This is a genomic window from Streptomyces sp. HUAS YS2 (genome assembly GCF_033343995.1).
Lineage (GTDB): Bacteria > Actinomycetota > Actinomycetes > Streptomycetales > Streptomycetaceae > Streptomyces > Streptomyces solicathayae.
Genome location: NZ_CP137573.1, coordinates 5,377,120 through 5,399,512, shown reverse-complemented (window position 1 = coordinate 5,399,512; position 22,393 = coordinate 5,377,120). Strand labels below are relative to the sequence as shown.

Genomic DNA, 22,393 nt, shown 5'->3' with positions numbered 1-22,393 from the left:
GTGCTATCTCTTCGGTAGGGGGACCCGCGCGAGGTCCTGGGCGATCGTCAGCTCCCCCTCGAAACCGGCCGCGCGCGCCTGCCGTTCGAACTCGGCGGGGTCGCCGTACCGCTGGGAGAAGTGGGTGAGGACGACGTGCCGCACGCCGGCGTCGCGGGCGACGGCCGCCGCCTGCCCCGCCGTCAGATGCCCGTGGTCGGCGGCGAGCCGCGCGTCCTCGTCGAGGAAGGTGGACTCGATGACGAGCAGGTCGCACCCCTCGGCGAGCGCGTGCACGCCGTCGCAGAGGCGGGTGTCCATGACGAACGCGAAGCGCTGCCCGCGCCGCACCTCGCTGACCTCGTCGAGGGTGACCCCGCCCAGCACGCCGTCGCGCTGGAGCCGCCCGACGTCCGGACCCTTGATGCCGTGCTCGGCGAGCTTCCCGGGCAGTATCCGCCGTCCGTCCGGCTCGGTGAGCCGGTAGCCGTACGACTCGACGGGGTGGGACAGCCGGTACGTGTCCAGGGTGTACGCGGGCGTCGTCGCGAGCACTCCGTCGGCGGCGACCGGCGACTCGGTCAGCTTCACCGTCTCGCGGTAGGCGGTGGCGTACCGCAGCCGCTCGAAGAAGTGCTGCCCGCTCGCCGGATAGTGCGCGGTGACCGGATGCGGCACCTGGTCGAGGTTGATCCGCTGGATCACCCCGGCCAGGCCGAGCGAGTGGTCGCCATGGAAGTGCGTGACGCAGATCCGGTTGATGTCGTGCGCGGCGACCCCGGCCCGCAGCATCTGCCGCTGCGTGCCCTCGCCGGGGTCGAAGAGGATGCCCTCGCCGTCCCAGCGGAGCAGGTAGCCGTTGTGGTTGCGGTGCCGGGTCGGGACCTGGCTCGCGGTGCCGAGGACGACGAGTTCGCGTACGGACAAGACGGATCCTTCTCGGGTACGGGTCGGCGCGCGGCGTGGCGCGGCTCGGTTATCCGGGCGGCCAGTTGAGCCCGCGGCCACCGAGCACGTGCAGGTGCGCGTGGAACACGGTCTGCCCGGCGCCGCTGCCGGTGTTGAACACCACGCGGTATCCGGTGTGCTCGACCTTCTCCAGCTCGGCGACCTCGCGGCTCTCGCGCAGTATGTCGGCGATGATGCCGGGCTCGGCGGCGGCGAGCGAGGCGGCGTCGGGGTAGTGAACCCGCGGAATGACCAGGACGTGCGTGGGCGCCTGCGGGTTGATGTCCCGGAACGCGACGGTGGTCTCGGTCTCCCGCACGATCGTGGCGGGCACCTCCCCGTCCACGATCTTGCAGAACAGGCAGTCGCTCTGCGGCTCTCCGGCCATGGACCCGGCCTCCTCGATCAGTGACGATCAGTACCCGTGCATGCTATCGGCCGCCGCGGACAGCCCGACCGCACCCGGGGCAGCACCCCTGCGTGGCCCTGCGCACGAGCCTGTGCACAGGCCCTACGCCCGGCCCGGCTCGCGGCGGCGCAGCGCCGCGCGGCTGACCCAGTAGGTGATCACCACGGTCCAGAACAGCGGCCCGCCCAGCGCGGCGACGAACCCGGCGTCCGCCTGCCACAGCGCCAGCGTCAGCACCGAGTGCAGCCCGAGCAGCCCCACCGCCGCGGCCATCGCCAGGACCGGCCGGCAGCCCCGCGCGACCAGCAGCAGCGGGCGCCGCACCCGCGGCGGCACCCGGCGGAGCATCCACAGCGCCCAGCCCGCCCACGCGCCGACGAGCACGGCCGCGCCGATCACCGCCGGGACCACCGCGTCGGCGCCGGTGCCTCCGGTGCGCAGCGGCGCGGAGCCGAGGGCGGCCGCGAAGAAGCCGATCAGGGCCACCCAGCGGGCCCCGGCCGCGGTCCCCCACGCCATGGTCTCCAGGTTGAACCGGGCCTCGCGGTCGTCCCGGTCGAGCGCCGCGGAGTCGACGAAGCCCTCCGCCGCCTTCGTCCACGCCCCGCGCCGGAACCAGCGGCCCCGCATATGGATCAGGGAGAGGTTGTTGTGCGCCTCGCTGCTCTCCGGGTTGAGCCGCAGCGCCGTCTCGTACGCCCGCTTCGCGGTGCGGTGGTCGCCGAGGCGCTGTGCCGTGATGCCGACGAGGAAGTGCGCCGCGTCCTCCTCGGGTCCGAGCTCGACGGCCCGGCGCGCGGCCTCGTACGCCTCGACCTTGCGGGCCGGCGTGCCGGACCAGTCGACGGGCCGCTGGGCGGCCGCGTCCACCGCCCGGTCGAGGGCGGCGCCGAGCGCGTAGTGGCTGCCCCAGAACTGCGGGGCGAGCTCGACGGCCCGCCGGGCGCTCTGCTCGGCCTCGGGGAAGGCCCGCAGCGCCAGCAGCACGTCGGTGCGGACCATCCAGGCCGTGACGCCGTCCGGCTCGGCCCGCAGCGCCTCGTCGACGGTGGACAGCGCCTCCTGCTCCTGGCCGAGGCGGTGCCGGCAGCGGGCCAGCAGCACGAGCGCGTCCGCGTCGTCCGGTGCGGTCGCCAGGTGCTGGGCGGCCAGGGCGGCGGCCTGCTCGTACCGTCCGGCGTCGTAGAGCGCGTCGGCGCGCAGCAGGGCGGTCACAGCTTGCGCTTCTTCTTCAGGTACGCGAGGAGGTCGTCGTACATGCCGCCGTCGTTGGCGAACGTGGCGACGTTGCGGGCGGAGGCGAACCAGGGGTCGGTCGACGGCCGGATCTGTTTGGCCGCGCCCAGCAGGTCCTTGGTGGTGATCATGCGGATGTGCCCGGTGCGGGCGGAGTCGAGCAGCGCCGTCTCGGCAGCGGACTCGCACACATGGGCCAGGTCGGCACCGGAGAAGTCCTCGGTGGCCTTGACCAGTTTGGGCAGGTCGACCGATTCGATGGGCCGCTCGCGCAGGTGGTAGCGGAGGATCGCGTCGCGGGCGGCGGCGTCCGGTGGCAGGACGAGCAGGGTGCGGTCGAGCCGGCCTGGGCGGCGCAGCGCGAGGTCCACGTCCCAGGGGACGTTGGTCGCGGCGAGCACGAACACGCCCTCGTTGGCGGCGCTGTCGATGCCGTCCAGCTCGGTGAGCAGCTGGTTGACGACGTTGCGCAGGCCGCCGTGGTGGGTGCGGGAGCGCTTGGCGCCGAGGGCGTCCAGCTCGTCGAGGAAAACCACACAGGGGGCCGTGCGGCGGGCGGTCTCGAAGATGTCGTGGACGTTCTTCTCGGACGTGCCGATCCACATGTCGAGGATGTCGGAGAGCGAGACCGACAGGAAGTTCGCGCCGAGTTCGCCGGCGACGGCGCGGGCGATGAAGGTCTTGCCGCAGCCGGGCGGGCCGTACAGGAGCAGGCCGCCGCGGAGGGACTTGCCGTACAGCTTGCGCAGTTCGGGGTTGCGCATGGGGGCGAGGAACGCGGCCTCCAGGCGGTCCTTGACCTCCTGCATGCCGCCCACGTCGGCGAGACGGACGGCGCCTGGGGCGTCGACGTCCCAGGCGGAGACGTCACCCGGGTCGTTGCCGGGGCCGTCGGCGGCGAGCGGGTCCTCGAGGCCGCTGCCGCTGTCGTCCGCGAAGCGGGGGCCGACGAGGTCGCCGACCTGCTGCTCGGCGGCGTCCCAGTCGAAGACGGGCGGTCCGGCGGGGGCGGGTGCGACCGGCCCCTCCGACGCCGCGACCGGGCTCTGCGGCGCGGTGGCCGGGCTCTGCGGCGCGGTGGGCGGGAAGCCCATCGCGCGGGCCATCAGGGCGCGGGCGTCCGCGTCGCCCGGCGCGTGCTGGAGGGCGACGGCCGCCTCCGCGACGGCCTCGTCGTTCCGCCCCTCGGCGAGCAGCAGTTCGGCGAAGTGCAGCCGCAGGGGCACGTCGGCGGGCGCGGCGGCCACCGCCGCGCGCAGGCTCCGCAGGATCGGGGACTCGTCGGACATGCAGCCACCATAGGGACGGACGGGGGTCCCCCGTCCACCGGGTCAGGACCAGCGGCCGGTGCGCCCCAGGAGCAGCGCGGTCGCGGCGGTGCCGGCGGTGGAGGTGCGCAGCACGCTGTGGCCGAGCCGGTACGGCTTGGCGCCCGCCTCCTCGAAGACCGCCAGCTCCTCCGCCGAGACGCCCCCTTCGGGCCCGACGACCAGCACGATCTCGCCCTCGGCGGGCAGCGCGGCAGAGGCGAGGGCGCCGCTGGGGTGGTCCCGGTCCTCGTGCAGCACGGCCGCGAAGTCGGCGTCCGCGAGGAGCGCGGCGACCTGCTTCGTCGTCATCGCGTCGGCGACCTCGGGGAACCGGGTGCGGCGCGACTGCTTGCCGGCCTCGCGGGCGGTGGCCCGCCACTTGCCGAGCGCCTTGAGGCCCCGGTCGCCCTTCCACTGCGTGATGCAGCGGGACGCCGCCCACGGCACGATCGCGTCGACGCCGGTCTCCGTCATGATCTCCACGGCGAGTTCGCCCCGGTCGCCCTTGGGCAAGGCCTGGACGACGGTGATCCGGACGGTGGGCGCGGGATCCTCGTACGCGGCGGAGACCTGGACGGTCAGCTGGTCCTTGCCCTCGGCGGCGAGCACGGTGCAGTCGGCCCAGGCTCCGCGGCCGTCGGTGAGCACGACGTCCTCACCGGCCCGCAGCCGCTTCACGGAGACCGCGTGCCGGCCCTCGGAGCCGTCGAGGAGGAACGTCCCGGTGCCGGGAACGGCGTCGACGACGAAGACGGGTGCGGTCATGAGGCGCTCCTGTGGGCCAGCGCGGCAAGTGCGGTGTCGAGTTCGGCGGCCAGCACCTCGACGAGCTGCCCGGCGGGCAGCTCGCGGGCCATCCGATGGCCCTGCCCGGCCCACAGGGCCATGCCCTGGGCGTCCCCGGCGGTGGCCGCGGCCTTGCGCAGCGGCGCGGTGAGGTGGTGGATCTCGGGGTAGCCGGCGGGGGCGTACGGGCCGTGTTCGCGCATGAACCGGTTGACCAGGCCGCGGGCCGGGCGGCCGGAGAAGGCGCGGGTCAGCTCGGTGCGGACGAACAGCGGGTCGGTCAGGGCCTGCTTGTGCAGCAGGTGCGCGCCGGACTCCGGGCAGACCAGGAACGCGGTGCCGAGCTGCGCGGCGTCGGCGCCTGCGGCGAGGACGGCGGCGATCTGGCCGCCGCGCATCAGGCCGCCGGTGGCGACGATCGGCAGCTGGACGGTCTCCCGTACCTGGGTGACCAGCGCCAGCAGTCCGAGGCCGGCGCCGTCGGACGCGGGGTCGTCGCGATGCGTCCCCTGGTGTCCGCCCGCCTCCACGCCCTGTACGCACACGGCGTCGGCGCCGGCCCACTGGGCGGCCCGGGCCTCCTCGGCGGAGGTGACGGTGACGATGGTGAACGTGCCGACACGCGCGAGGGCGTCGAGGGTGTCCCGGGTGGGGCAGCCGAAGGTGAACGAGACGACGGGGACGGGGTCGTCGACGAGGATGGCCAGTTTGGCCTCGTACCCGTCGTCGCGCCCGTGGTCGGCGTCGCCGAGCGCGGTCTCGTACCAGGCGGCCTCGCCGGCGAGCTGGTGCCGGTACACCTCGACGGCGCCGGCGTCGGGGCTCTGCCCGGACGGCGGCATGAACAGGTTGACCCCGAACGGCTGCCCGGTGAGCCCCCGGACCTGCTTGATCTCCTGGTACATCCCGGCGGTGGTCTTGTAACCGGCCGCCAGGAACCCCAGCCCGCCGGCCTCGCAGACCGCCCCCACCAACTGGGGGGACGAACCTCCACCCGCCATGGGTGCCTGCACGATGGGGTATCGGCAGAGATCGTTCAGCGCGGAGGACATGCGGCCATCGTGCCACGACGCGAGCGACCCCCCGAACGCACGCCGACGGGGTGCGGGCCGCGTATCGGTGAGCCGCCCGCACCACGGCTGCCGCCAGGGCCCGAGGCCGAGGGAGGCGGTGGCCTCACACCGCGGCGCGAGGCCGCCTCGGCGGGAGGCCCACGGCCTCCGGCCGCGGAGCCTGCGCGCGCTTGCGCCGCGCGGCCCTGCTGCCCGGCCCGGCCCCGGCGGACGCGCGAAGAGGGGGCGTGCCCCGCGCATCGCGCGGGGCACGCCCCCTCTTCGTCCGCTACCGGCCTACCGGCCGTTGAACGCGTCCTTCAGGCGCGAGAACAGGCCCTGCTGCCCCGGCTGGAACTGCCCCGTCGGGCGCTCCTCGCCGCGGAGCTTGGCCAGTTCGCGCAGCAGCCGCTCCTGCTCCGGGTCGAGCTTCGCCGGGGTCTGGACCTCGACGTGGACGATCAGGTCGCCGCGCCCGCCGCCGCGCAGGTGCGTGACGCCCCTGCCGTGCAGCGGGATCGACTGGCCGGACTGCGTGCCCGGGCGGATGTCGACCTCTTCGAGCCCGTCCAGGGTCTGCAGCGGCACCTTCGTGCCGAGCGCGCCCGCCGTCATCGGGATCGTCACCGTGCAGTGCAGGTCGTCCCCGCGCCGCTGGAACGTCTCGTGCGGCAGCTCGTGGATCTCCACGTACAGGTCGCCGGCGGGGCCGCCGCCCGGGCCGACCTCGCCCTCGCCCGCGAGCTGGATGCGGGTGCCGTTGTCGACACCGGCCGGGATCTTGACCGTGAGCGTCCGGCGGGAGCGGACCCGCCCGTCGCCCGCGCACTCCGGGCACGGGGTCGGGACGACGGTCCCGAAGCCCTGGCACTGCGGGCACGGCCGCGAGGTCATGACCTGGCCCAGGAAGGACCGGGTGACCTGCGAGACCTCACCGCGGCCGCGGCACATGTCACAGGTCTGCGCGGAGGTGCCGGGCGCGGCACCCTCGCCGGAGCAGGTCGTGCAGACGACCGCCGTGTCGACCTGGATGTCCTTCGTCGTGCCGAAGGCCGCCTCGTTGAGCTCGACCTCCAGCCGAATCATCGCATCCTGGCCGCGCCGCGTCCGCGACCGCGGGCCGCGCTGCGAGGCCGTGCCGAAGAACGCGTCCATGATGTCGGAGAAGTTGCCGAAGCCGCCCGCGCCGAAGCCGCCGGCCCCGCCCGCGCCGCCCGAGGCGGACAGCGGGTCACCACCGAGGTCGTAGACCTGCTTCTTCTGCGGGTCCGAGAGCACCTCGTACGCGGCGTTGATCTCCTTGAAGCGCTCCTGCGTCTTCGGGTCCGGATTCACATCCGGGTGAAGCTCGCGGGCGAGGCGCCTGAACGCCTTCTTGATCTCGTCCTGCGATGCGTCGCGGCGCACGCCGAGTACGGCGTAGTAGTCCGTGGCCACTTACGACTCCGCCAGGATCTGTCCGACGTAACGTGCCACTGCGCGTACCGCTCCCATCGTTCCGGGGTAGTCCATGCGGGTCGGTCCGACCACGCCGAGTTTGGCGACGGCCTCGTCGCCCGAACCGTAGCCGACCGCGACGACGGACGTGGACGTGAGGCCCTCATGGGTGTTCTCGTGCCCGATCCGTACGGTCATGCCCGAATCCTTGGCCTCGCCGAGCAGCTTGAGGAGCACGACCTGCTCCTCGAGTGCCTCCAGCACCGGCCTGATCGTGAGGGGGAAGTCGTGCCCGAAGCGGGTGAGATTGGCGGTGCCGCCGATCATCAGCCGTTCCTCGTGCTCTTCCACCAGGGTTTCCAGCAGGGTCGCGAGCACCGCCGAGACCGTGCCGCGGTCCTCCGCCTCGAAGGACTCCGGCAGGTCCTGCACCAGCTGCGGCACGTCCGCGAAGCGGCGGCCGACGACCCGGCTGTTCAGCCGGGCCCGCAGATCCGCCAGCGAGGTCTCGCCGAACGGCGCGGGGCAGTCGATCATCCGCTGCTCGACGCGGCCGGTGTCCGTGATCAGCACCAGCATCAGCCGGGCCGGGGACAGCGACAGCAGTTCCACGTGCCGGACCGTCGAACGGGTCAGCGACGGGTACTGCACGACCGCGACCTGCCGGGTCAGCTGCGCGAGCAGCCGGACCGTGCGGCCCACGACGTCGTCGAGGTCGACCGCGCCGTCCAGGAAGTTGTGGATCGCGCGCCGCTCCGGCGTCGACAGCGGCTTGACGCCGGCCAGCCGGTCGACGAACAGGCGGTAGCCCTTGTCGGTGGGGATGCGTCCGGCGCTGGTGTGAGGCTGGGCGATGAAGCCCTCCTCCTCCAGGACCGCCATGTCGTTGCGCACGGTGGCCGGCGAGACACCGAGGTTGTGCCGCTCGGTGAGCGCCTTGGAGCCGACCGGCTCCTCCGTCCCGACATAGTCCTGGACGATGGCGCGCAGCACCTCGAGTCTGCGTTCGCTGAGCATCGTGCGCACCTCCAGCTGTCGTTCCGGTTCCGGTTGCTCCCTGTTTGGCACTCGCCCTGCCCGAGTGCCAGGAATCCCCTGGCCAGTGTACGGCGGCGCACATCGCTCCTGGCAAGGAGGCGGCACGCCGACCGATAGCGTCACGGTATGGATGTCGATTGGGAAGAGCACGGGTGGGAACGGCTCGCGGACGGGGTCGGACGGAGGCGGCTGCCGGTCTGGGACGCCACTGTGGGCCTCGTTCTGGGCGAGCGGGCGGTGCTTCTGTACGACACGGGATCCTCGCTCCGGGAGGGCGCGGAGCTGCGGGCGCAGGTGCAGGCGATGACCGGCCGAAAAGTGACGCACATCGCACTCGGGCACCCGCATTTCGATCACGTACTCGGCACGGCGGCGTTCTCCGGGGTGGAGGTGTACGGCGCGGTCGGCCTCGACACGCTGCTGCGCGGCCGGGAGCGGGAGGCGCTGCGGCTGGACGCGGTGCGCCAGGGGCTCGACGCGGACGAGGCGGCGGAGGCGGCGGACGTGCTGGTGGTGCCGCACCACGTGGTGTCGGGCGAGTGGACGCTGGACCTGGGCGGCCGGCAGGTGCTGCTGGCCAATGTCGGCCCCGGCCACACGGGCCACGACCTGGCGGTGCTGGTCCCGGGCGCGCCGGAGGTGGTGTTCTGCGGCGACCTGGTGGAGGAGTCGGGCGAGCCGCAGGCGGGCCCGGACGCCATCCCGGCCCGCTGGCCGGCCGCCCTGGACCGGCTGCTCGCCCTGGGCGGCGAGGACGCGCTGTACGTACCGGGCCACGGCGCGGCGGTGGACGCGACGTTCGTCCGCGGGCAGCGGGATGAGCTGGCACGGCGCTTCGAGGTGGCATAACGTCCCCCAAGTGCGTGCCTACAACCCAGATCTGACGCCCCCTTGACTGCGCTCCCCGGGGGCAACCCCCGGACCCCCGGCAGAAACCCTCCTCATCGCAGGCTCGGACGGAATCAACCCGATGCGTAGCTACAACCCAGATCTGACGCCCCCTTGGAAGCGGTCCGCTCCCGTGCCGGAGGTACCGGCGGAGGCGGACCTCGTCGTCGAGGAGGTCTCGACGGGCTTCTGCGGGGCGGTGATCCGCTGCGAGGCGGGCACGGTCACGCTGGAGGACCGCTTCGGCAAGCACCGCGTGTTCCCGCTGGAGCCCCGCGGCTTCCTCCTGGAGGGCAGGGTCGTCACGCTGGTGCGTCCGTCGTCGCCGACGACGGCACACCCGACCCGTACGGCCTCCGGGTCGGTCGCGGTGCCGGGCGCGCGGGCCCGGGTGGCGCGGGCGGGCCGGATCTACGTGGAGGGCCGGCACGACGCGGAGCTGGTCGAGAAGGTCTGGGGCGACGACCTGCGGATCGAGGGGGTGGTCGTGGAGTACCTGGAGGGCATCGACGACCTGCCGGCGATCGTCGCGGAATTCGCCCCCGGCCCGGACGCGCGGCTCGGCGTCCTCGTCGACCACCTGGTCCCGGGCTCGAAGGAGTCCCGCCTGGCGGCGGCGGTGACGGGTGACGACGTCCTGGTGGTGGGCCACCCGTACATCGACGTCTGGGAGGCGGTGAAGCCGTCCTCGCTGGGGATTCCGGAGTGGCCGCGGGTCCCGTACGGCCAGGACTGGAAGACGGGCGTGTGCCGGGCCCTGGGCTGGCCCTCGGACAACACCGGGGCGGTCTGGCAGGCCATCCTGAAGCGGGTGACCTCGTACAAGGACCTGGAGCCGTCGCTGCTGGGCCGCGTCGAGGAGTTGATCGACTTCGTCACGGACGGCGGCCCGGCATGACGCCCACGGGCCGCCCGACGCCCCGAGCCGCCTGACGCCCACGGGCCGCCCCCGGCGATTCACCCGCCGGGGTGACCCGTCCACCAGGTGATCAGTCCACCAGGTCCCTGACCACCGCGTCGGCTAGTAGCCGCCCGCGCAGCGTCAGGACGGCGCGCCCCGTCTCGTACGCCTCCCGGTCGAGCAGCCCGTCCGCGAGCGCTCTGCGGGACGACTCGAGGCCCGCGGGGCGGAGGATGTCCAGCTCCACGCCCTCCTTCAGGCGCAGCTCCAGCAGGATCCGCTCCACCCGCCGGTCCTCGTCGGCGAGCAGCTCCCGCCCGGCGCCGGGCGACTTCCCGGCCGCCAGCGCCGCCGCGTACGCCCCCGGGTGCTTCACGTTCCACCACCGCACGCCGCCGACGTGGCTGTGCGCGCCCGGACCGGCGCCCCACCAGTCGGCGCCGCGCCAGTACAGCTCGTTGTGCAGGCAGCGGCCGGACTCGGAGGTGGCCCAGTTGGACACCTCGTACCACTCGAAACCGGCCTTCGACAGCACGTCCTCGGCGATCAGGTACCGGTCCGCGTGCACGTCGTCGTCCGTCATCGGGACCTCGCCGCGCCGGATCCGGCGGGCGAGCTGCGTGCCCTCCTCGACGATCAGCGCGTACGCGCTGACATGGTCCGGGCCCGCCCCGATCGCCGCGTCCAGAGAGGCCCGCCAGTCGTCGTCGGACTCCCCGGGCGTGCCGTAGATCAGGTCCAGGTTGACGTGCTCGAAGCCCGCCGCCCGGGCCTCGCCGACGCACGCCTCTGGCCGGCCGGGCGTGTGCGTCCGGTCGAGGACCTTGAGCACGTGCTGCCGGGCGCTCTGCATGCCGAAGGAGATCCGGTTGAACCCGCCGTCCCGCAGCTCGGCGAGGTAGGCGGGGTCCACGGACTCCGGGTTCGCCTCGGTCGTCACCTCGGCGTCCTCCGCGAGCCCGAACTCGTCCCGGACCGCCGCCAGCATCCGTACGAGGTCCCCGGCGGCGAGCAGCGTGGGCGTGCCGCCGCCGACGAAGACGGTCCGCACCGGCCGCGGGTCGTCCCCGAGCACCTTCCGGGCGAGCCGGATCTCCTCGACGACCTGCTCGGCGTAGTTGTCCCGGGACGCGAGCACGCCGCCGGTCCCGCGCAGCTCGCTCGCGGTGTACGTGTTGAAGTCGCAGTAGCCGCACCGCGTCGCGCAGTACGGCACATGCAGATAGAACCCGAGCGGCCGCTCCCCCGCCCCTTCCAGGGCGTGCACGGGCAGCGCCCCGTCCTCGGGCATGGGCTCACCATCGGGCAGTACGGAAGGCATGAGCCCATTGTCCCGTACCGCCCGAGGTGACCCCCCGGCCTGTGGAAAACCCCGGTCCCGGGGTCGAGGCCCTATGCCTCCCGGGCGCCCGCGTACATCTCGTCGATGAGGTGCTGGTACGTGCGCTCGACGACCGGGCGCTTCATCTTCAGGCTCGGCGTGAGCTCGCCGTGCTCGACGTCGAGGTCGCGCGGGAGCAGGCGGAACTTCTTGATCGTCTGCCAGCGCTGGAGGCCCTCGTTGAGCCGCTCGACGTAGCCCTGGATGAGCGCCTCGACCTGCGGGGAGCCGACGACCTCCGCGTACGACTTGCCGCCGAGGCCGTTCTCGGCAGCCCAGCCCTGGATGGCGGGCTCGTCGAGGGCGATGAGCGCGCTGCAGTAGTTCCGGTCGGCGCCGAGGACGACGATGTTGGAGACGAACGGGCAGACGGCCTTGAAGTTGCCCTCGATCTCGGTCGGCGCGATGTACTTGCCGCCCGAGGTCTTGAACAGGTCCTTCTTGCGGTCGGTGATCCGCAGGTAGCCGTCGGCGGACAGCTCGCCGATGTCGCCGGTGTGGAACCAGCCGTCCGCCTCCAGGACCTCGGCGGTCTTCTCCGGCAGGCCGTGGTAGCCCTCCATGATGCCGGGGCCGCGCAGCAGGATCTCGCCGTCGTCGGCGATGCGGACCTCGGTGCCGGGCAGCGGCTTGCCGACGGTGCCGGTGCGGTACGCCTCGCCCGGGTTGACGAAGCTGGCGGCGCTCGACTCGGTGAGGCCGTAGCCCTCCAGGATGTGGATGCCGGCGCCGGAGAAGAAGTAGCCGATCTCGGGCGCGAGGGCGACCGAGCCGGAGACGGCGGCGCGCAGCCGGCCGCCGAAGGCCTCGCGGAGCTTCGAGTAGACCAGCGCGTCGGCCACCTTGTGCTTGGCGGTGAGACCGAAGGGCGCGGAGGCGGTGCCGGTGCGGCGGAAGTTGTCCTGGGTGACCTTGGCGTACTCGCGGGCCACTCCGGCCGCCCACTGGAAGATCTTGTACTTGGCCCCGCCGCCCTCGCGGGCCTTGGCGGCGACGCCGTTGTAGACCTTCTCGAAGATGCGCGGGACGGCCGCCATGTAGGTCGGCTGGACCACCGGCAGGTTCACGATGATCTTGTCGATGCGGCCGTCGACGGCGGTGACGTGGCCGACCTCGATCTGGCCGGAGGTCAGCACCTTGCCGAAGACGTGCGCGAGCGGCAGCCACAGGTACTGGACGTCGTCCTGGGTGACGAGGCCCGTCGCGGCGATGGCCTTGGCCATGTACGACCAGTTGTCGTGCGGAAGGCGGACGCCCTTGGGACGGCCCGTCGTACCCGAGGTGTAGATCAGGGTGGCGAGCTGGTCGGCGGTGATGGCCGAGACGCGCTCCTTGACCGCCTCCGGGTGCTTCTCCAGGTACGCCGCTCCGCGGACCTCCAGGTCGGCCAGGGTGAGGACCCAGCCCTCCGGATCGCCCTCGGCGCCCTCCTCGATGCCCTCGGCGTCGAGGACGACGACGTGGTGCAGGTCGGGCAGCTCGGAGCGGCGCTCGCGGGCCTTGGCCAGCTGGGCGGCGTTCTCGGCGATCAGCACCCGCGACGCGGAGTCGGACAGGATGAACGCCGACTCCTCCGCGTTGGTCTGCGGGTAGATCGTGGTCGTGGCGGCGCCCGCGCACATCACGCCCAGGTCGGCGAGGATCCACTCCACCCGGGTGGCGGAGGCGAGCGCGACGCGCTCCTCCGGGTTGACGCCGAGATCGATCAGGCCGGCGGCGATCGCATACACCCGCTCGGCGGCCTGACCCCAGCTGAGCGACTTCCACTCGTCCGCGCCCTGGCCGGAAGTAGCTGGTACGGGGTAGCGGTAGGCCTCCGCATCGGGAGTCTGCGCGACGCGCTCAAGGAAGAGGGCTGCCACGGAGGGCGGCCGGTTCTCGATCAGGGTCTGTGTGTCGCTCACGACGTCCTCCGGGCGGCGGCGGTGCCTTCAGGTGGTGCGTATTTAACTGGCGAGTAACCTACGAGCCGGGATCAGAGTAGTTGGCCGAAGACCGCTGCGTAAGAGCCTGCGGCCCGCCGCTTCATACCCGGTTCATAACGAACGGGCCCCCGCGCGGTGACGCGGGAGCCCGTTCGATCGAGGCATCGGCTATCCGGCGGACACCTACCGGGGCGCTCCCCGGGTTACTTCTTGGCCTTGCCGCCGGCCGAGTCGTCGCTCGACAGGACGGCGATGAACGCCTCCTGCGGGACCTCGACCGAGCCGACCATCTTCATCCGCTTCTTGCCTTCCTTCTGCTTCTCCAGCAGCTTCCGCTTACGGGAGATGTCACCGCCGTAGCACTTGGCGAGGACGTCCTTGCGGATGGCGCGGATGGTCTCGCGGGCGATCACCCGGGAGCCGATGGCGGCCTGGATCGGCACCTCGAAGGCCTGCCGCGGGATCAGCTCGCGCAGCTTGGCGACGAGCCGGACGCCGTACGCGTACGCCGCGTCCTTGTGGGTGATCGCCGAGAAGGCGTCCACCTTGTCGCCGTGCAGCAGGATGTCGACCTTGACCAGGCTGGACGCCTGCTCGCCGGTGGGCTCGTAGTCGAGCGAGGCGTAACCACGGGTCTTGGACTTCAGCTGGTCGAAGAAGTCGAAGACGATCTCGGCGAGGGGGAGGGTGTAGCGGATCTCCACCCGGTCCTCGGAGAGGTAGTCCATGCCGAGGAGGGTGCCTCGGCGGGTCTGGCAGAGCTCCATGATCGAGCCGATGAACTCGCTGGGGGCGAGGATCGTGGCGCGTACGACGGGCTCGTACACGTCGTTGATCTTGCCCTCGGGGAACTCGCTCGGGTTGGTGACGGTGTGCTCGGAACCGTCCTCCATCACCACGCGGTAGACCACGTTCGGGGCGGTGGCGATGAGGTCGAGGCCGAACTCGCGCTCCAGCCGCTCCCGGATCACGTCCAGGTGGAGCAGGCCCAGGAAGCCGACGCGGAAGCCGAAGCCGAGGGCCGCGGACGTCTCCGGCTCGTAGACCAGCGCGGCGTCGTTGAGCTGCAGCTTGTCCAGGGCGTCGCGCAGCTCGGGGTAGTCCGAGCCGTCGAGCGGGTAGAGCCCGGAGAACACCATCGGCTTGGGGTCCTTGTAGCCGCCGAGGGCCTCCGTGGCGCCCTTGGTCAGGCTGGTGATCGTGTCGCCGACCTTGGACTGCCGGACGTCCTTCACACCGGTGATCAGGTAGCCCACCTCGCCGACGCCGAGGCCGTCGGCCGGCAGCATCTCGGGCGAGTTGGTGCCGATCTCGAGCAGCTCGTGGGTGGCGCCGGTCGACATCATCTTGATGCGCTCGCGCTTGTTGAGCTGGCCGTCGACGACACGGACGTACGTCACGACGCCGCGGTACGAGTCGTAGACGGAGTCGAAGATCATCGCGCGGGCGGGGGCGTCGGCGACGCCGACCGGCGCGGGGACGTCGCGGACGACGCGGTCGAGCAGCGCCTCGACGCCGAGGCCGGTCTTGGCGGAGACCTTCAGCACGTCCTCCGGCTGGCAGCCGATGAGGTTCGCCAGCTCCTCGGAGAACTTCTCCGGCTGGGCGGCCGGCAGGTCGATCTTGTTCAGCACGGGAACGATCGTGAGGTCGTTCTCCATCGCCAGGTACAGGTTCGCCAGCGTCTGCGCCTCGATGCCCTGGGCCGCGTCCACGAGCAGGATGGTGCCCTCGCAGGCCGCCAGGGACCGCGAGACCTCGTACGTGAAGTCGACGTGCCCGGGGGTGTCGATCATGTTGAGGATGTGGGTGTTGCCCTGCCCCTCGCCCTCGGTGGGCGCCCAGGGCAGCCGGACCGCCTGGGACTTGATCGTGATGCCGCGCTCACGCTCGATGTCCATCCGGTCGAGATACTGGGCGCGCATCTGCCGCTGGTCGACCACACCGGTCAGCTGGAGCATCCGGTCGGCAAGCGTGGACTTGCCGTGGTCGATGTGCGCGATGATGCAGAAATTGCGGATCAGAGCCGGGTCGGTACGGCTCGGCTCGGGCACGTTGGTAGGAGTCGCGGGCACGCAGGGTCTCGTCTCGGGGCGATGTCGGATCGATACGTAGGCTCCATCGTCCCATGACTGCGGTGCTGCGCTCGGTTTGGGCGGCCGTGGGGCGTCCTGATACCGTGGACAGCTGTGTTTCGTATGCCCTCTCAGCTGCGAGCACATCCTGAGGAAACATCGAACCTGTAAAGGCTCTTCCAGTGGCGAACATCAAGTCCCAGATCAAGCGGAACAAGACGAACGAGAAGGCGCGCCTGCGCAACAAGGCCGTCAAGTCCTCGCTCAAGACCGCGATCCGCAAGGCCCGCGAGGCCGCTGCCGCCGGCGACGTCGAGAAGGCCACTGTGGCCGCTCGCGAGGCGTCCCGTCAGCTCGACAAGGCTGTCTCGAAGGGTGTCATCCACAAGAACGCCGCCGCCAACAAGAAGTCGGCGCTGGCCACCAAGGTTGCCACCCTCCAGGGCTGAGCTCTGATGTAACCGCCGGAAAGGACTCAGCGGTCCCTCTCACCCGCTCCTGACCGGCCCCCGGCCTCGCACGCGAGACGCGTTCGCCACGCGTGTGCGAGCCACCCAGCACCACGTCGAAGGCCCCGCTCCCACCCTTCCCCAGGGCAGGAACGGGGCCTTCGCCGTCGGCGGGGGTCATCCGGGTCTGCGGGTCCGCGGGTCCTCTGGGGCTAGCGCCGCATGCGGGCGGCTCGGGCCACCGCCACGACGGCCTTCTCGAGCGCGTACTCCGGGTCGTCGCCGCCGCCCTTCACGCCGGCGTCCGCCTCCGCGACCGCGCGCAGCGCGACCGCGACGCCGTCCGGCGTCCAGCCGCGCATCTGCTGCCGGACCCGGTCGATCTTCCACGGCGGCATCCCCAGCTCCCGCGCGAGGTCCGCCGGCCGCCCGCCCCGCGCCGACGACAGCTTGCCGATCGCCCGTACGCCCTGCGCGAGCGCGCTGGTGATCAGTACGGGCGCGACGCCGGTCGACAGCGACCACCGCAGCGCCTCCAGCGCCTCGGCCGCCCGGCCCTCCACCGCGCGGTCCGCGACGGTGAACGACGACGCCTCCGCGCGGCCCGTGTAGTAGCGGCCGACGACCGCCTCGTCGATCGTTCCCTCGACGTCCGCCGTCAGCTGCGACACCGCCGACGCCAGCTCCCGCAGATCGCTGCCGATCGCGTCCACCAGCGTCTGGCACGCCTCCGGCGTCGCCGACCGCCCGAGGGCCCGGAACTCCTGCCGGACGAACGTCAGCCGCTCCGCCGGCTTCGTCGTCTTCGGGCAGGCGACCTCCCGCGCCCCCGCCTTGCGCGCCGCGTCGAGCAGGCCCTTGCCCTTGGCCCCGCCGGCGTGCAGCAGCACCAGCGTGATCTCCTCCAGGGGCGCGTCGAAGTACCCCTTGACGTCCTTGATCGTGTCCGCGGAGAGGTCCTGCGCGTTCCGCACGACCAGCACCTTCCGCTCCGCGAAGAGCGACGGGCTGGTCAGCTCCGCCAGCGTGCCGGGCTGCAGCTGGTCCGCGTTGAGGTCCCGTACGTCCGTGTCGGCGTCGGCCGCCCGGGCGGCGGCCACCACCTCCCGCACGGCACGGTCGAGCAGCAGCTCCTCCTGACCCACGGCGAGCGTGATCGGGGCGAGGAGGTCGTCGGTCGAAGTCTTCCTGGTTGCCATCGCCGTCCAGCATCCCACGCGGCACGGACACTCCCTTCGGCGCCGGAACGGCGATACCGGAGAATGTGCACGTGAGCGATGTGAGACACGTACTGGTACTCCCCGACCGCGATGCCGCGGAGGAGGCCGCCGAGGAGCTCGCGGACCGTTTCGGCGTCGCCGAGGAACCGCAGCTCGTCCGCGACGCCCTGGCCGGCGAGGACGACGCCGAGGACGCGCAGTGGCTGGTCGTCGTGGAGGACCCGGAGTCCCGCCTCGACCCGACCGCCCTGGACGCGTTCGCCGCCGAGTACGAAGGCTGGCTGGAGGCCCCGTAGCCCCGCTCCGCGTCCCTCAGCCCCTCTCGAAGAGTCAGCCCCGAGGCGTTACGGCCGCCTACCTCTTCGCGTCCGGCTTCCAGTCCTCGACGAGCAGCCCGAGCAGCACCTCGTCGAGGAACTCGCCCAACACCCAGGCCGAGGAGCGCAGTACGCCCTCGCGGACGAAGCCGTTGCGCTCGGCGGAGCGCAGCATGGCGTGGTTGTCCGCCAGCGTCTCGATCTGCAGCCGGTGCAGGCTGCGCACGGCGAAGCCGTAGTAGCACAGCGCCGAGACGACGTCGGTGCCGTAGCCCTTGCCGCGGGCGGACGGCAGCAGTCCGAGGCCGATGTGCGCGGACCGGTTGTGGGTGTCGATGCCCCACAGCGTCGCGCTGCCGATCAGCGTGCCGCCCTCCGACTCCACCACCGAGAAGGGGACGTGCCCCTCCTTGGTGTCGTCGGTGAAGAGCCGCGGATCCTTCGTACCGGGCGTGATCGGCCGCCAGGGCCCGCCCTCGGCCCGCGCGGCGTTGACCACGTCGTCGAAGAGCTCGGTCCGCAGGATCGGGATGTCGTCCTCGTGCCGGGCCCTGAGCCCGACCTTGCCACCTCTCAGCATGCGAGCTTCCTATCCGGCCCGGTACGCCGTCCGCAAACCAATAAGGCGGGCGGCTAGGCCGCGACGGGCTCCTCCTCAACGCCCTTGGGCAGTTCGCGAGTTCCGGGAACGGGCGACGGGAGGAGCCACAGCACGGCGAACACGGCGCCGACCGTGGCGATCCAGAGCGTCGGGCGCAGTCCGACCGCGGTGCCGAGGAAACCGGCGGCGAGCGCCCCGAGGGGGCGGAAGCCGTGGTTGAGGGTGCGGAAGGCGCCCATGACGCGGGACCGGACCGCGTCGGGTATCAGCGCCATCTGCAGGGAGCCGCTGGAGATGTCGACCAGCATCACGCCGAGGCAGGAAAGGAACTCGGCGGCGAAGAACACCGCGACGACCAGGGGCGTCGGGCCCTCGGCGAGCGGGATCAGCACCAGCGGCAGCGTGAAGCCGACGAAGCCGAGGACGATGGACGGCCCGATGCCGAAGCGCCGTACGACCGCTCCGGAGCACATCGCGCCGATCAGTCCGCCGACCGCGCCCGCGCCGAGCACCAGGCCGAGGACGCCGGCGCTCAGGCCCCGTTCCGTCGTCGCGTAGAGCACGAACAGGGTGTGGAACATGTAGTTGAAGAACTGGACGGTCCCCGCGGCCGCGAACATGGCCCGCATCGACCGGTCACGGACGACCCAGCGCAGACCCTCGGTGAAGTGGCCCTTGTCGACCGGGGCGGGTGCGGGCTCGGCGGGCGCGATCCGGGCCAGGTACCCGGCCGAGATCAGGTACGTGAAGGCGTCCGCGACCAGCGCGACGGGGGCGGTGAGGAACTGGACGAGCAGACCGCCCGCGCTCGGCCCGGCGAGCCAGGCCGCCGAGCGGCTGCCGTTGACCAGGGAGTTCGCCTGCACATAGCGCTCGGTGGGAACGAGCGCCGCGAACAGCGTGGCGTTGCAGGCGTCGAAGAGCACGCTCAGCGCGCCGACGCCGAAGGTCACCGCGTACAGCTGCCAGAGGCTGAGCACGTCGAGCAGATACGCCACGGGCAGCGTGAGCAGCAGCACCGCCCGGGCCAGGTCGGCGGCGATCATGGCGCGGCGACGCCGTGCCTGCCGGTCCGCCCATGCTCCCAGGGGGAGGTTGAGCAGGAGCGACGGGAGCAGTCCGGCCGTCGTGAGCCAGCTCATCTCGGCCGCACCGGCGCCGAGGACGAGCACGGCGGCGAGCGGGATCGCGATGAGCGTGATCTGGTCGCCGGCGAGGGAGACCGTCTGTCCGGTCCAGTACCTCCGGAACGTCCGCTCGCGCAGCAGGTCCGGTATGCGCTCGACGATGCTCACTCGTCGCCCTCCTTCTTGGATGCCTCGGGGACCTCGCGGACCTCGGGGACCTCTTCCGGGATCTCGCGGTCCAGGAAGGCGATCCGCAGCACGCTGACGGCTCGGGCCCCCTCCGGCCGCCCGCCCGGGTCGGTGTCTCGCTCTTCGTAGGGACGCAGCAACTCGCGCATCCGCTCGCCGAGTTCGGTCAGCTCCTCGGGGGTGAGGTAGACCAGGCTGTCGCCGAACTGCTCGGCCTCCCGCCACTCCCGCGGCAGCTGATGCCGCCTCTCCATGGCCCGCGTCAGCCGCTTGAAGTAGTGCTCGGCGACCGCGACGGTCAGCGAGTCGGCCGCCTGGGCGACCCCCGAGTCCTCGCTGTGGTCCGGCCAGTGGGTGAACCGGGCCGTGGCCCGCCAGGGCTTCTCCCGCCCCCGCCCGCCGGGGGCCTCCTCGACGAGCCCGTACTTGGCGAGTATCCGCAGGTGGTACGAGCAGCTGGCGACGGACTCCCCGGTCAGCTCGGCCGCCCGCGTCGCGGTGAACGGGCCGCTGCGACGCAGCAGGCCGACCAGCGCCATCCGGGTCGGGTGGGCGTACGCCCGCAGGGCCCGGGGGTCGGTGAGCCGGACACTGCGGGGCGTCTCGTCGCCCGAGGGTGGTTCGGCGCTCGGCGTCATGCATGTAAAGCTATCTTTAGAAAGACTCCTTTACAAGCACCCTCTGAGCAACTTCCCTACAAGGACCTCCACACCCGTATCCCGCCCGCCACCGCGATCGCCCCGTCCCGGTCCGTCCGCAGCACATGTGCCCCGCCGTCCCGCAGTGCCCCGACCGTCCGGGGCGAGGGATGCCCGTACGTGTTGTCCGCGCCGACCGACACCAGGGCGAGCCTCGGCCGGACCGCGCGTATCAGCTCCGGGTCCTGGTGGGCGGACCCGTGGTGGGCGACCTTGAGCACGTCCACCGGCCCGAGCTCCGGATGTGCCCGCAACAGCCCCCGCTGCGCCGGAGGTTCGAGGTCCCCGAGCAACAGCAGCGTCAGCCCGCCGGCGGTCCGCGCCCGCAGCGTCACACTCGCGTCGTTCGGCCCGTCCATGACGCCCCCTCCGCTGCCGCCCGGTCCCGCGCCCGTCCACAGCACCTCCCACTCCAGTCGTCCGACCCGCCGTCGCTCCCCCGGCATCGCCCGGACCACCGGCACCCCCGCGGCCAGCGCGGTCCGCCGCACGAACGCCGCCTGCCCGGGCGGCTCTTCGAGACCGGTCACCTGGATCGCCCCGACCGAACGGCCCCGCAGCACCCCCGGCAGCCCCGCCACGTGGTCCGCGTGGAAGTGCGTGAGCACCAGCAGCGCCACCCGGCGCACCCCCAGCTCGCGCAGACAACGGTCCACCGGCACCGGGTCGGGTCCCGCGTCCACCACGACCGCCGCGTCCCCGCCCGCCGCCAGCACGGTCGCGTCGCCCTGTCCCACCTGGCACATCACGAACTCCCAGTCCGGCGGCGGCCATCCGGAGACCAGCCGGGCCAGCGGCGGCGGCCGCACGACCGCGAGCGCCAGCAGCAGAACGCATCCGGTCGCCCACCACCGCCGGTACGGCACCCACCGCACCGCCGCGACCACGAACCCGGATGCCACGGCCAGGACCAGCCCACCGGTCCACCCGCCGGGCCAGCCCGTCTCCGCGCCCGGCAGCTCCGCCCCGGTCCGCGCGACCCCCGCGATCCACCCCGCCGGCCACCCGGCGACCCGGGCCACGACCTCGGCGACGGGCAGCGCCACCGGCGCCAGCCCCAGCGCCGCGAACCCGAGGACCGTCGCCGGTGCCACCGCCGCCTCGGCGAGCAGATTGCACGGCACCGCCACCAGGCTGACCCGCGCGGCGAACACCGCCACGACCGGGGCGCACACCGCCTGCGCCGCCAGTGCCGCGCCCAGCGCCTCGGCGATCCGGCCGGGCACCCCGCGTCTCCGCAGCGCGGCGCCCCAGCCCGGTGCGACGGTGAGCAGCGCGCCCGTCGCCAGGACGGAGAGCAGGAACCCGTAACTCCTGGCCAGCCAGGGGTCGTAGAGCACCAGTGCCAGCACGGCCGCGGCCAGCGCCGGGATCAGCGTCCGCCGCCGGCCCGTCCCGATCGCGAGCAGCGTGACCAGTCCGCAGGCCGCTGCCCGCAGCACGCTCGGGTCGGGCCGGCACACGACCACGAAGGCGAGCGTGAGCGCCCCGCCGGCCGCCGCGGTGGCCCGCAGCGACAGCCCGATCCGGGGAGCCAGGCCGCCGCGTTCGGCTCGCAGGGCCCGGCCCGGCTGCCCGATGAGCAGCAGCAGGATGATTGTGAGGTTGCTTCCGGACACGGCGAGGAGGTGCGTCAGGTCGGTGGCCTCGAAGGCGTCGCGCAGGTCGGGCGGGACACGGGAGGTGTCCCCCACGACGAGCCCGGGCAGCAACGCCCGCGCGTCCGCGTCGAGCCCGTCGGTCGCGCGCCGCAACCCCGCCCGCAGCTCCCCGGCCAGGCGCTGGGCCGCGCCGGGCGGTCCGGTGACGCGCGGCGGCCCGCTGTCGTCGACCCGCAGCATCGCCGCGTACGGATCTCCCTGCCGCATCGGCGGCGCCGCCCGCGCGGTCATCCGTACCCGGGTCGACGGCAACAGCCGCAGCCACTCCCGGTCGGCCGCCCCGGCCCGTACGACGACGAGCACGGGCGTCCTCGTTCTGACCGCCGATCCGCTCCCCAGCCCCTCGCCGCGGCCGTGCGCCGTCACCTCGATTGCCTCGCCGTCGAGGACCACCGCCGCCGGAGCCGCCCGGTCGCCGCGGACCACCGGCCGCGTCCGGCGGGGATCGGAGGTCACCGTCACCTCCGCGGTCAGGCGGCCGTGCTCCCCGGCCAGGCCGGGCAGCGGGCCGCGTCGCAGATCCGCGGCGTGCAACCCCGCCGAGGCCGCACCGGCGGCCGCGCAGAGCAGCACCGCCGCACAGGCCGTCGCCCGCAGCCCCGGTACGGGACGGCAGCGTGACGCGCGTACGCGCACCACGGCCATGAGCAGCGCGGCCCCCGCCACACAGACCCCCACCGCTGCCGCGACCCACCCTCCGGCCGCTCCCAGGGCGAGGGCGGCGGCCGCCCAGGCGGCCAGCGCCGGTGCCACCAGCCGGAGATCG

20 protein-coding genes are annotated in these 22,393 nt (G+C 72.8%); 4 read left to right on the top strand and 16 right to left on the bottom strand.

Features of this window, described 5'->3' with window-relative positions; translation table 11 throughout:
- Positions 1 to 3 precede the first annotated feature (3 nt).
- From R2D22_RS24925 to hrcA, 8 genes are all read right to left on the bottom strand, one after another.
- The gene (locus R2D22_RS24925) at positions 4 to 906 is read right to left on the bottom strand and encodes a ribonuclease Z (RefSeq protein WP_318106894.1); all 903 of its coding nucleotides are present in this window, start codon (positions 904 to 906) and stop codon (positions 4 to 6) included.
- A gap of 49 nt (positions 907 to 955) precedes the next feature.
- On the bottom strand, positions 956 to 1,315 hold the full coding sequence (locus R2D22_RS24920) for a histidine triad nucleotide-binding protein (protein WP_318106893.1): 360 nt from the start codon (positions 1,313 to 1,315) through the stop codon (positions 956 to 958).
- Between the two features lie 123 nt (positions 1,316 to 1,438).
- Complete coding sequence (locus R2D22_RS24915; RefSeq protein WP_318106892.1) at positions 1,439 to 2,551, bottom strand: tetratricopeptide repeat protein; 1,113 nt, start codon at positions 2,549 to 2,551, stop codon at positions 1,439 to 1,441.
- Positions 2,548 to 3,861 carry an ATP-binding protein gene (locus tag R2D22_RS24910; protein WP_318106891.1) on the bottom strand — a complete coding sequence of 438 codons (1,314 nt, stop codon included), beginning with the start codon at positions 3,859 to 3,861 and terminating at the stop codon, positions 2,548 to 2,550. The genes R2D22_RS24915 and R2D22_RS24910 overlap by 4 nt, the downstream gene beginning before the upstream one ends.
- A gap of 42 nt (positions 3,862 to 3,903) precedes the next feature.
- Positions 3,904 to 4,647 carry a 16S rRNA (uracil(1498)-N(3))-methyltransferase gene (locus R2D22_RS24905; protein WP_318106890.1) on the bottom strand — a complete coding sequence of 248 codons (744 nt, stop codon included), beginning with the start codon at positions 4,645 to 4,647 and terminating at the stop codon, positions 3,904 to 3,906.
- Complete coding sequence (locus tag R2D22_RS24900; RefSeq protein ID WP_318106889.1) at positions 4,644 to 5,720, bottom strand: nitronate monooxygenase; 1,077 nt, start codon at positions 5,718 to 5,720, stop codon at positions 4,644 to 4,646. Before R2D22_RS24900 ends, R2D22_RS24905 begins: the two co-directional genes overlap by 4 nt.
- A gap of 297 nt (positions 5,721 to 6,017) precedes the next feature.
- Positions 6,018 to 7,157 carry a molecular chaperone DnaJ gene (gene dnaJ, locus R2D22_RS24895; protein ID WP_318106888.1) on the bottom strand — a complete coding sequence of 380 codons (1,140 nt, stop codon included), beginning with the start codon at positions 7,155 to 7,157 and terminating at the stop codon, positions 6,018 to 6,020.
- Positions 7,158 to 8,174 (bottom strand): heat-inducible transcriptional repressor HrcA, encoded by a 1,017-nt coding sequence (hrcA, locus tag R2D22_RS24890; RefSeq protein WP_318106887.1) that lies wholly within the window; start codon positions 8,172 to 8,174, stop codon positions 7,158 to 7,160.
- A 147-nt stretch (positions 8,175 to 8,321) separates the two neighbouring features.
- Here hrcA and R2D22_RS24885 point away from each other — a divergent pair, with 147 nt between their 5' ends.
- Positions 8,322 to 9,044 carry an MBL fold metallo-hydrolase gene (locus R2D22_RS24885; protein ID WP_318106886.1) on the top strand — a complete coding sequence of 241 codons (723 nt, stop codon included), beginning with the start codon at positions 8,322 to 8,324 and terminating at the stop codon, positions 9,042 to 9,044.
- A gap of 121 nt (positions 9,045 to 9,165) precedes the next feature.
- A complete protein-coding gene (locus R2D22_RS24880) occupies positions 9,166 to 9,981 on the top strand; it encodes a DUF3097 domain-containing protein (RefSeq protein WP_318106885.1) in 816 nt (271 codons plus the stop codon).
- 91 nt (positions 9,982 to 10,072) lie between these two features.
- On the opposite strand, the gene hemW is transcribed toward R2D22_RS24880, so the two are convergent.
- From hemW to lepA, 3 genes are all read right to left on the bottom strand, one after another.
- Positions 10,073 to 11,305: a radical SAM family heme chaperone HemW gene (gene hemW, locus R2D22_RS24875; protein WP_318106884.1), complete on the bottom strand. Its 1,233-nt coding sequence runs from the start codon at positions 11,303 to 11,305 to the stop codon at positions 10,073 to 10,075.
- A gap of 71 nt (positions 11,306 to 11,376) precedes the next feature.
- Complete coding sequence (locus R2D22_RS24870) at positions 11,377 to 13,269, bottom strand: AMP-dependent synthetase/ligase (protein WP_318106883.1); 1,893 nt, start codon at positions 13,267 to 13,269, stop codon at positions 11,377 to 11,379.
- Between the two features lie 224 nt (positions 13,270 to 13,493).
- Positions 13,494 to 15,365: a translation elongation factor 4 gene (gene lepA / locus R2D22_RS24865; protein ID WP_318106882.1), complete on the bottom strand. Its 1,872-nt coding sequence runs from the start codon at positions 15,363 to 15,365 to the stop codon at positions 13,494 to 13,496.
- 182 nt (positions 15,366 to 15,547) lie between these two features.
- On the opposite strand from lepA, the gene rpsT reads away from it, so the two are divergent.
- On the top strand, positions 15,548 to 15,814 hold the full coding sequence (gene rpsT / locus R2D22_RS24860) for a 30S ribosomal protein S20 (RefSeq protein ID WP_318106881.1): 267 nt from the start codon (positions 15,548 to 15,550) through the stop codon (positions 15,812 to 15,814).
- A gap of 212 nt (positions 15,815 to 16,026) precedes the next feature.
- On the opposite strand, the gene holA is transcribed toward rpsT, so the two are convergent.
- The gene (gene holA, locus R2D22_RS24855) at positions 16,027 to 17,013 is read right to left on the bottom strand and encodes a DNA polymerase III subunit delta (RefSeq protein ID WP_318106880.1); all 987 of its coding nucleotides are present in this window, start codon (positions 17,011 to 17,013) and stop codon (positions 16,027 to 16,029) included.
- Between the two features lie 71 nt (positions 17,014 to 17,084).
- Between holA and R2D22_RS24850 the strand changes: the two genes are divergently transcribed.
- The gene (locus R2D22_RS24850; protein WP_318106879.1) at positions 17,085 to 17,330 is read left to right on the top strand and encodes a hypothetical protein; all 246 of its coding nucleotides are present in this window, start codon (positions 17,085 to 17,087) and stop codon (positions 17,328 to 17,330) included.
- Positions 17,331 to 17,388: 58 nt separating this feature from the next.
- On the opposite strand, the gene R2D22_RS24845 is transcribed toward R2D22_RS24850, so the two are convergent.
- Genes R2D22_RS24845 through R2D22_RS24830 form a run of 4 tightly spaced genes read right to left on the bottom strand, consistent with a single transcriptional unit; the run spans position 17,389 to position 22,272 of the window.
- Positions 17,389 to 17,931 carry a GNAT family N-acetyltransferase gene (locus R2D22_RS24845; RefSeq protein ID WP_318106878.1) on the bottom strand — a complete coding sequence of 181 codons (543 nt, stop codon included), beginning with the start codon at positions 17,929 to 17,931 and terminating at the stop codon, positions 17,389 to 17,391.
- A gap of 53 nt (positions 17,932 to 17,984) precedes the next feature.
- The gene (locus R2D22_RS24840) at positions 17,985 to 19,247 is read right to left on the bottom strand and encodes an MFS transporter (RefSeq protein WP_318106877.1); all 1,263 of its coding nucleotides are present in this window, start codon (positions 19,245 to 19,247) and stop codon (positions 17,985 to 17,987) included.
- Positions 19,244 to 19,906: a winged helix-turn-helix domain-containing protein gene (locus R2D22_RS24835; protein ID WP_318106876.1), complete on the bottom strand. Its 663-nt coding sequence runs from the start codon at positions 19,904 to 19,906 to the stop codon at positions 19,244 to 19,246. Before R2D22_RS24835 ends, R2D22_RS24840 begins: the two co-directional genes overlap by 4 nt.
- A 56-nt stretch (positions 19,907 to 19,962) precedes the next feature.
- Complete coding sequence (locus tag R2D22_RS24830) at positions 19,963 to 22,272, bottom strand: ComEC/Rec2 family competence protein (protein WP_318109967.1); 2,310 nt, start codon at positions 22,270 to 22,272, stop codon at positions 19,963 to 19,965.
- Positions 22,273 to 22,393 lie beyond the last annotated feature (121 nt).

Excerpts from the sequence above, each read along its gene's own strand:
- R2D22_RS24920 (WP_318106893.1), bottom strand. The coding sequence starts at position 1,315 with ATGGCCGGAGAGCCGCAGAGCGACTGCCTGTTCTGCAAGATCGTGGAC.
- R2D22_RS24910 (WP_318106891.1), bottom strand. The coding sequence starts at position 3,861 with ATGTCCGACGAGTCCCCGATCCTGCGGAGCCTGCGCGCGGCGGTGGCC.
- R2D22_RS24905 (WP_318106890.1), bottom strand. The coding sequence starts at position 4,647 with ATGACCGCACCCGTCTTCGTCGTCGACGCCGTTCCCGGCACCGGGACG.
- R2D22_RS24900 (WP_318106889.1), bottom strand. The coding sequence starts at position 5,720 with ATGTCCTCCGCGCTGAACGATCTCTGCCGATACCCCATCGTGCAGGCA.
- hrcA (WP_318106887.1), bottom strand. The coding sequence starts at position 8,174 with ATGCTCAGCGAACGCAGACTCGAGGTGCTGCGCGCCATCGTCCAGGAC.
- R2D22_RS24885 (WP_318106886.1), top strand. The coding sequence starts at position 8,322 with ATGGATGTCGATTGGGAAGAGCACGGGTGGGAACGGCTCGCGGACGGG.
- R2D22_RS24880 (WP_318106885.1), top strand. The coding sequence starts at position 9,166 with ATGCGTAGCTACAACCCAGATCTGACGCCCCCTTGGAAGCGGTCCGCT.
- hemW (WP_318106884.1), bottom strand. The coding sequence starts at position 11,305 with ATGCCTTCCGTACTGCCCGATGGTGAGCCCATGCCCGAGGACGGGGCG.
- holA (WP_318106880.1), bottom strand. The coding sequence starts at position 17,013 with ATGGCAACCAGGAAGACTTCGACCGACGACCTCCTCGCCCCGATCACG.
- R2D22_RS24845 (WP_318106878.1), bottom strand. The coding sequence starts at position 17,931 with ATGCTGAGAGGTGGCAAGGTCGGGCTCAGGGCCCGGCACGAGGACGAC.
- R2D22_RS24835 (WP_318106876.1), bottom strand. The coding sequence starts at position 19,906 with ATGACGCCGAGCGCCGAACCACCCTCGGGCGACGAGACGCCCCGCAGT.
- R2D22_RS24830 (WP_318109967.1), bottom strand. The coding sequence starts at position 22,272 with ATGGCCGTGGTGCGCGTACGCGCGTCACGCTGCCGTCCCGTACCGGGG.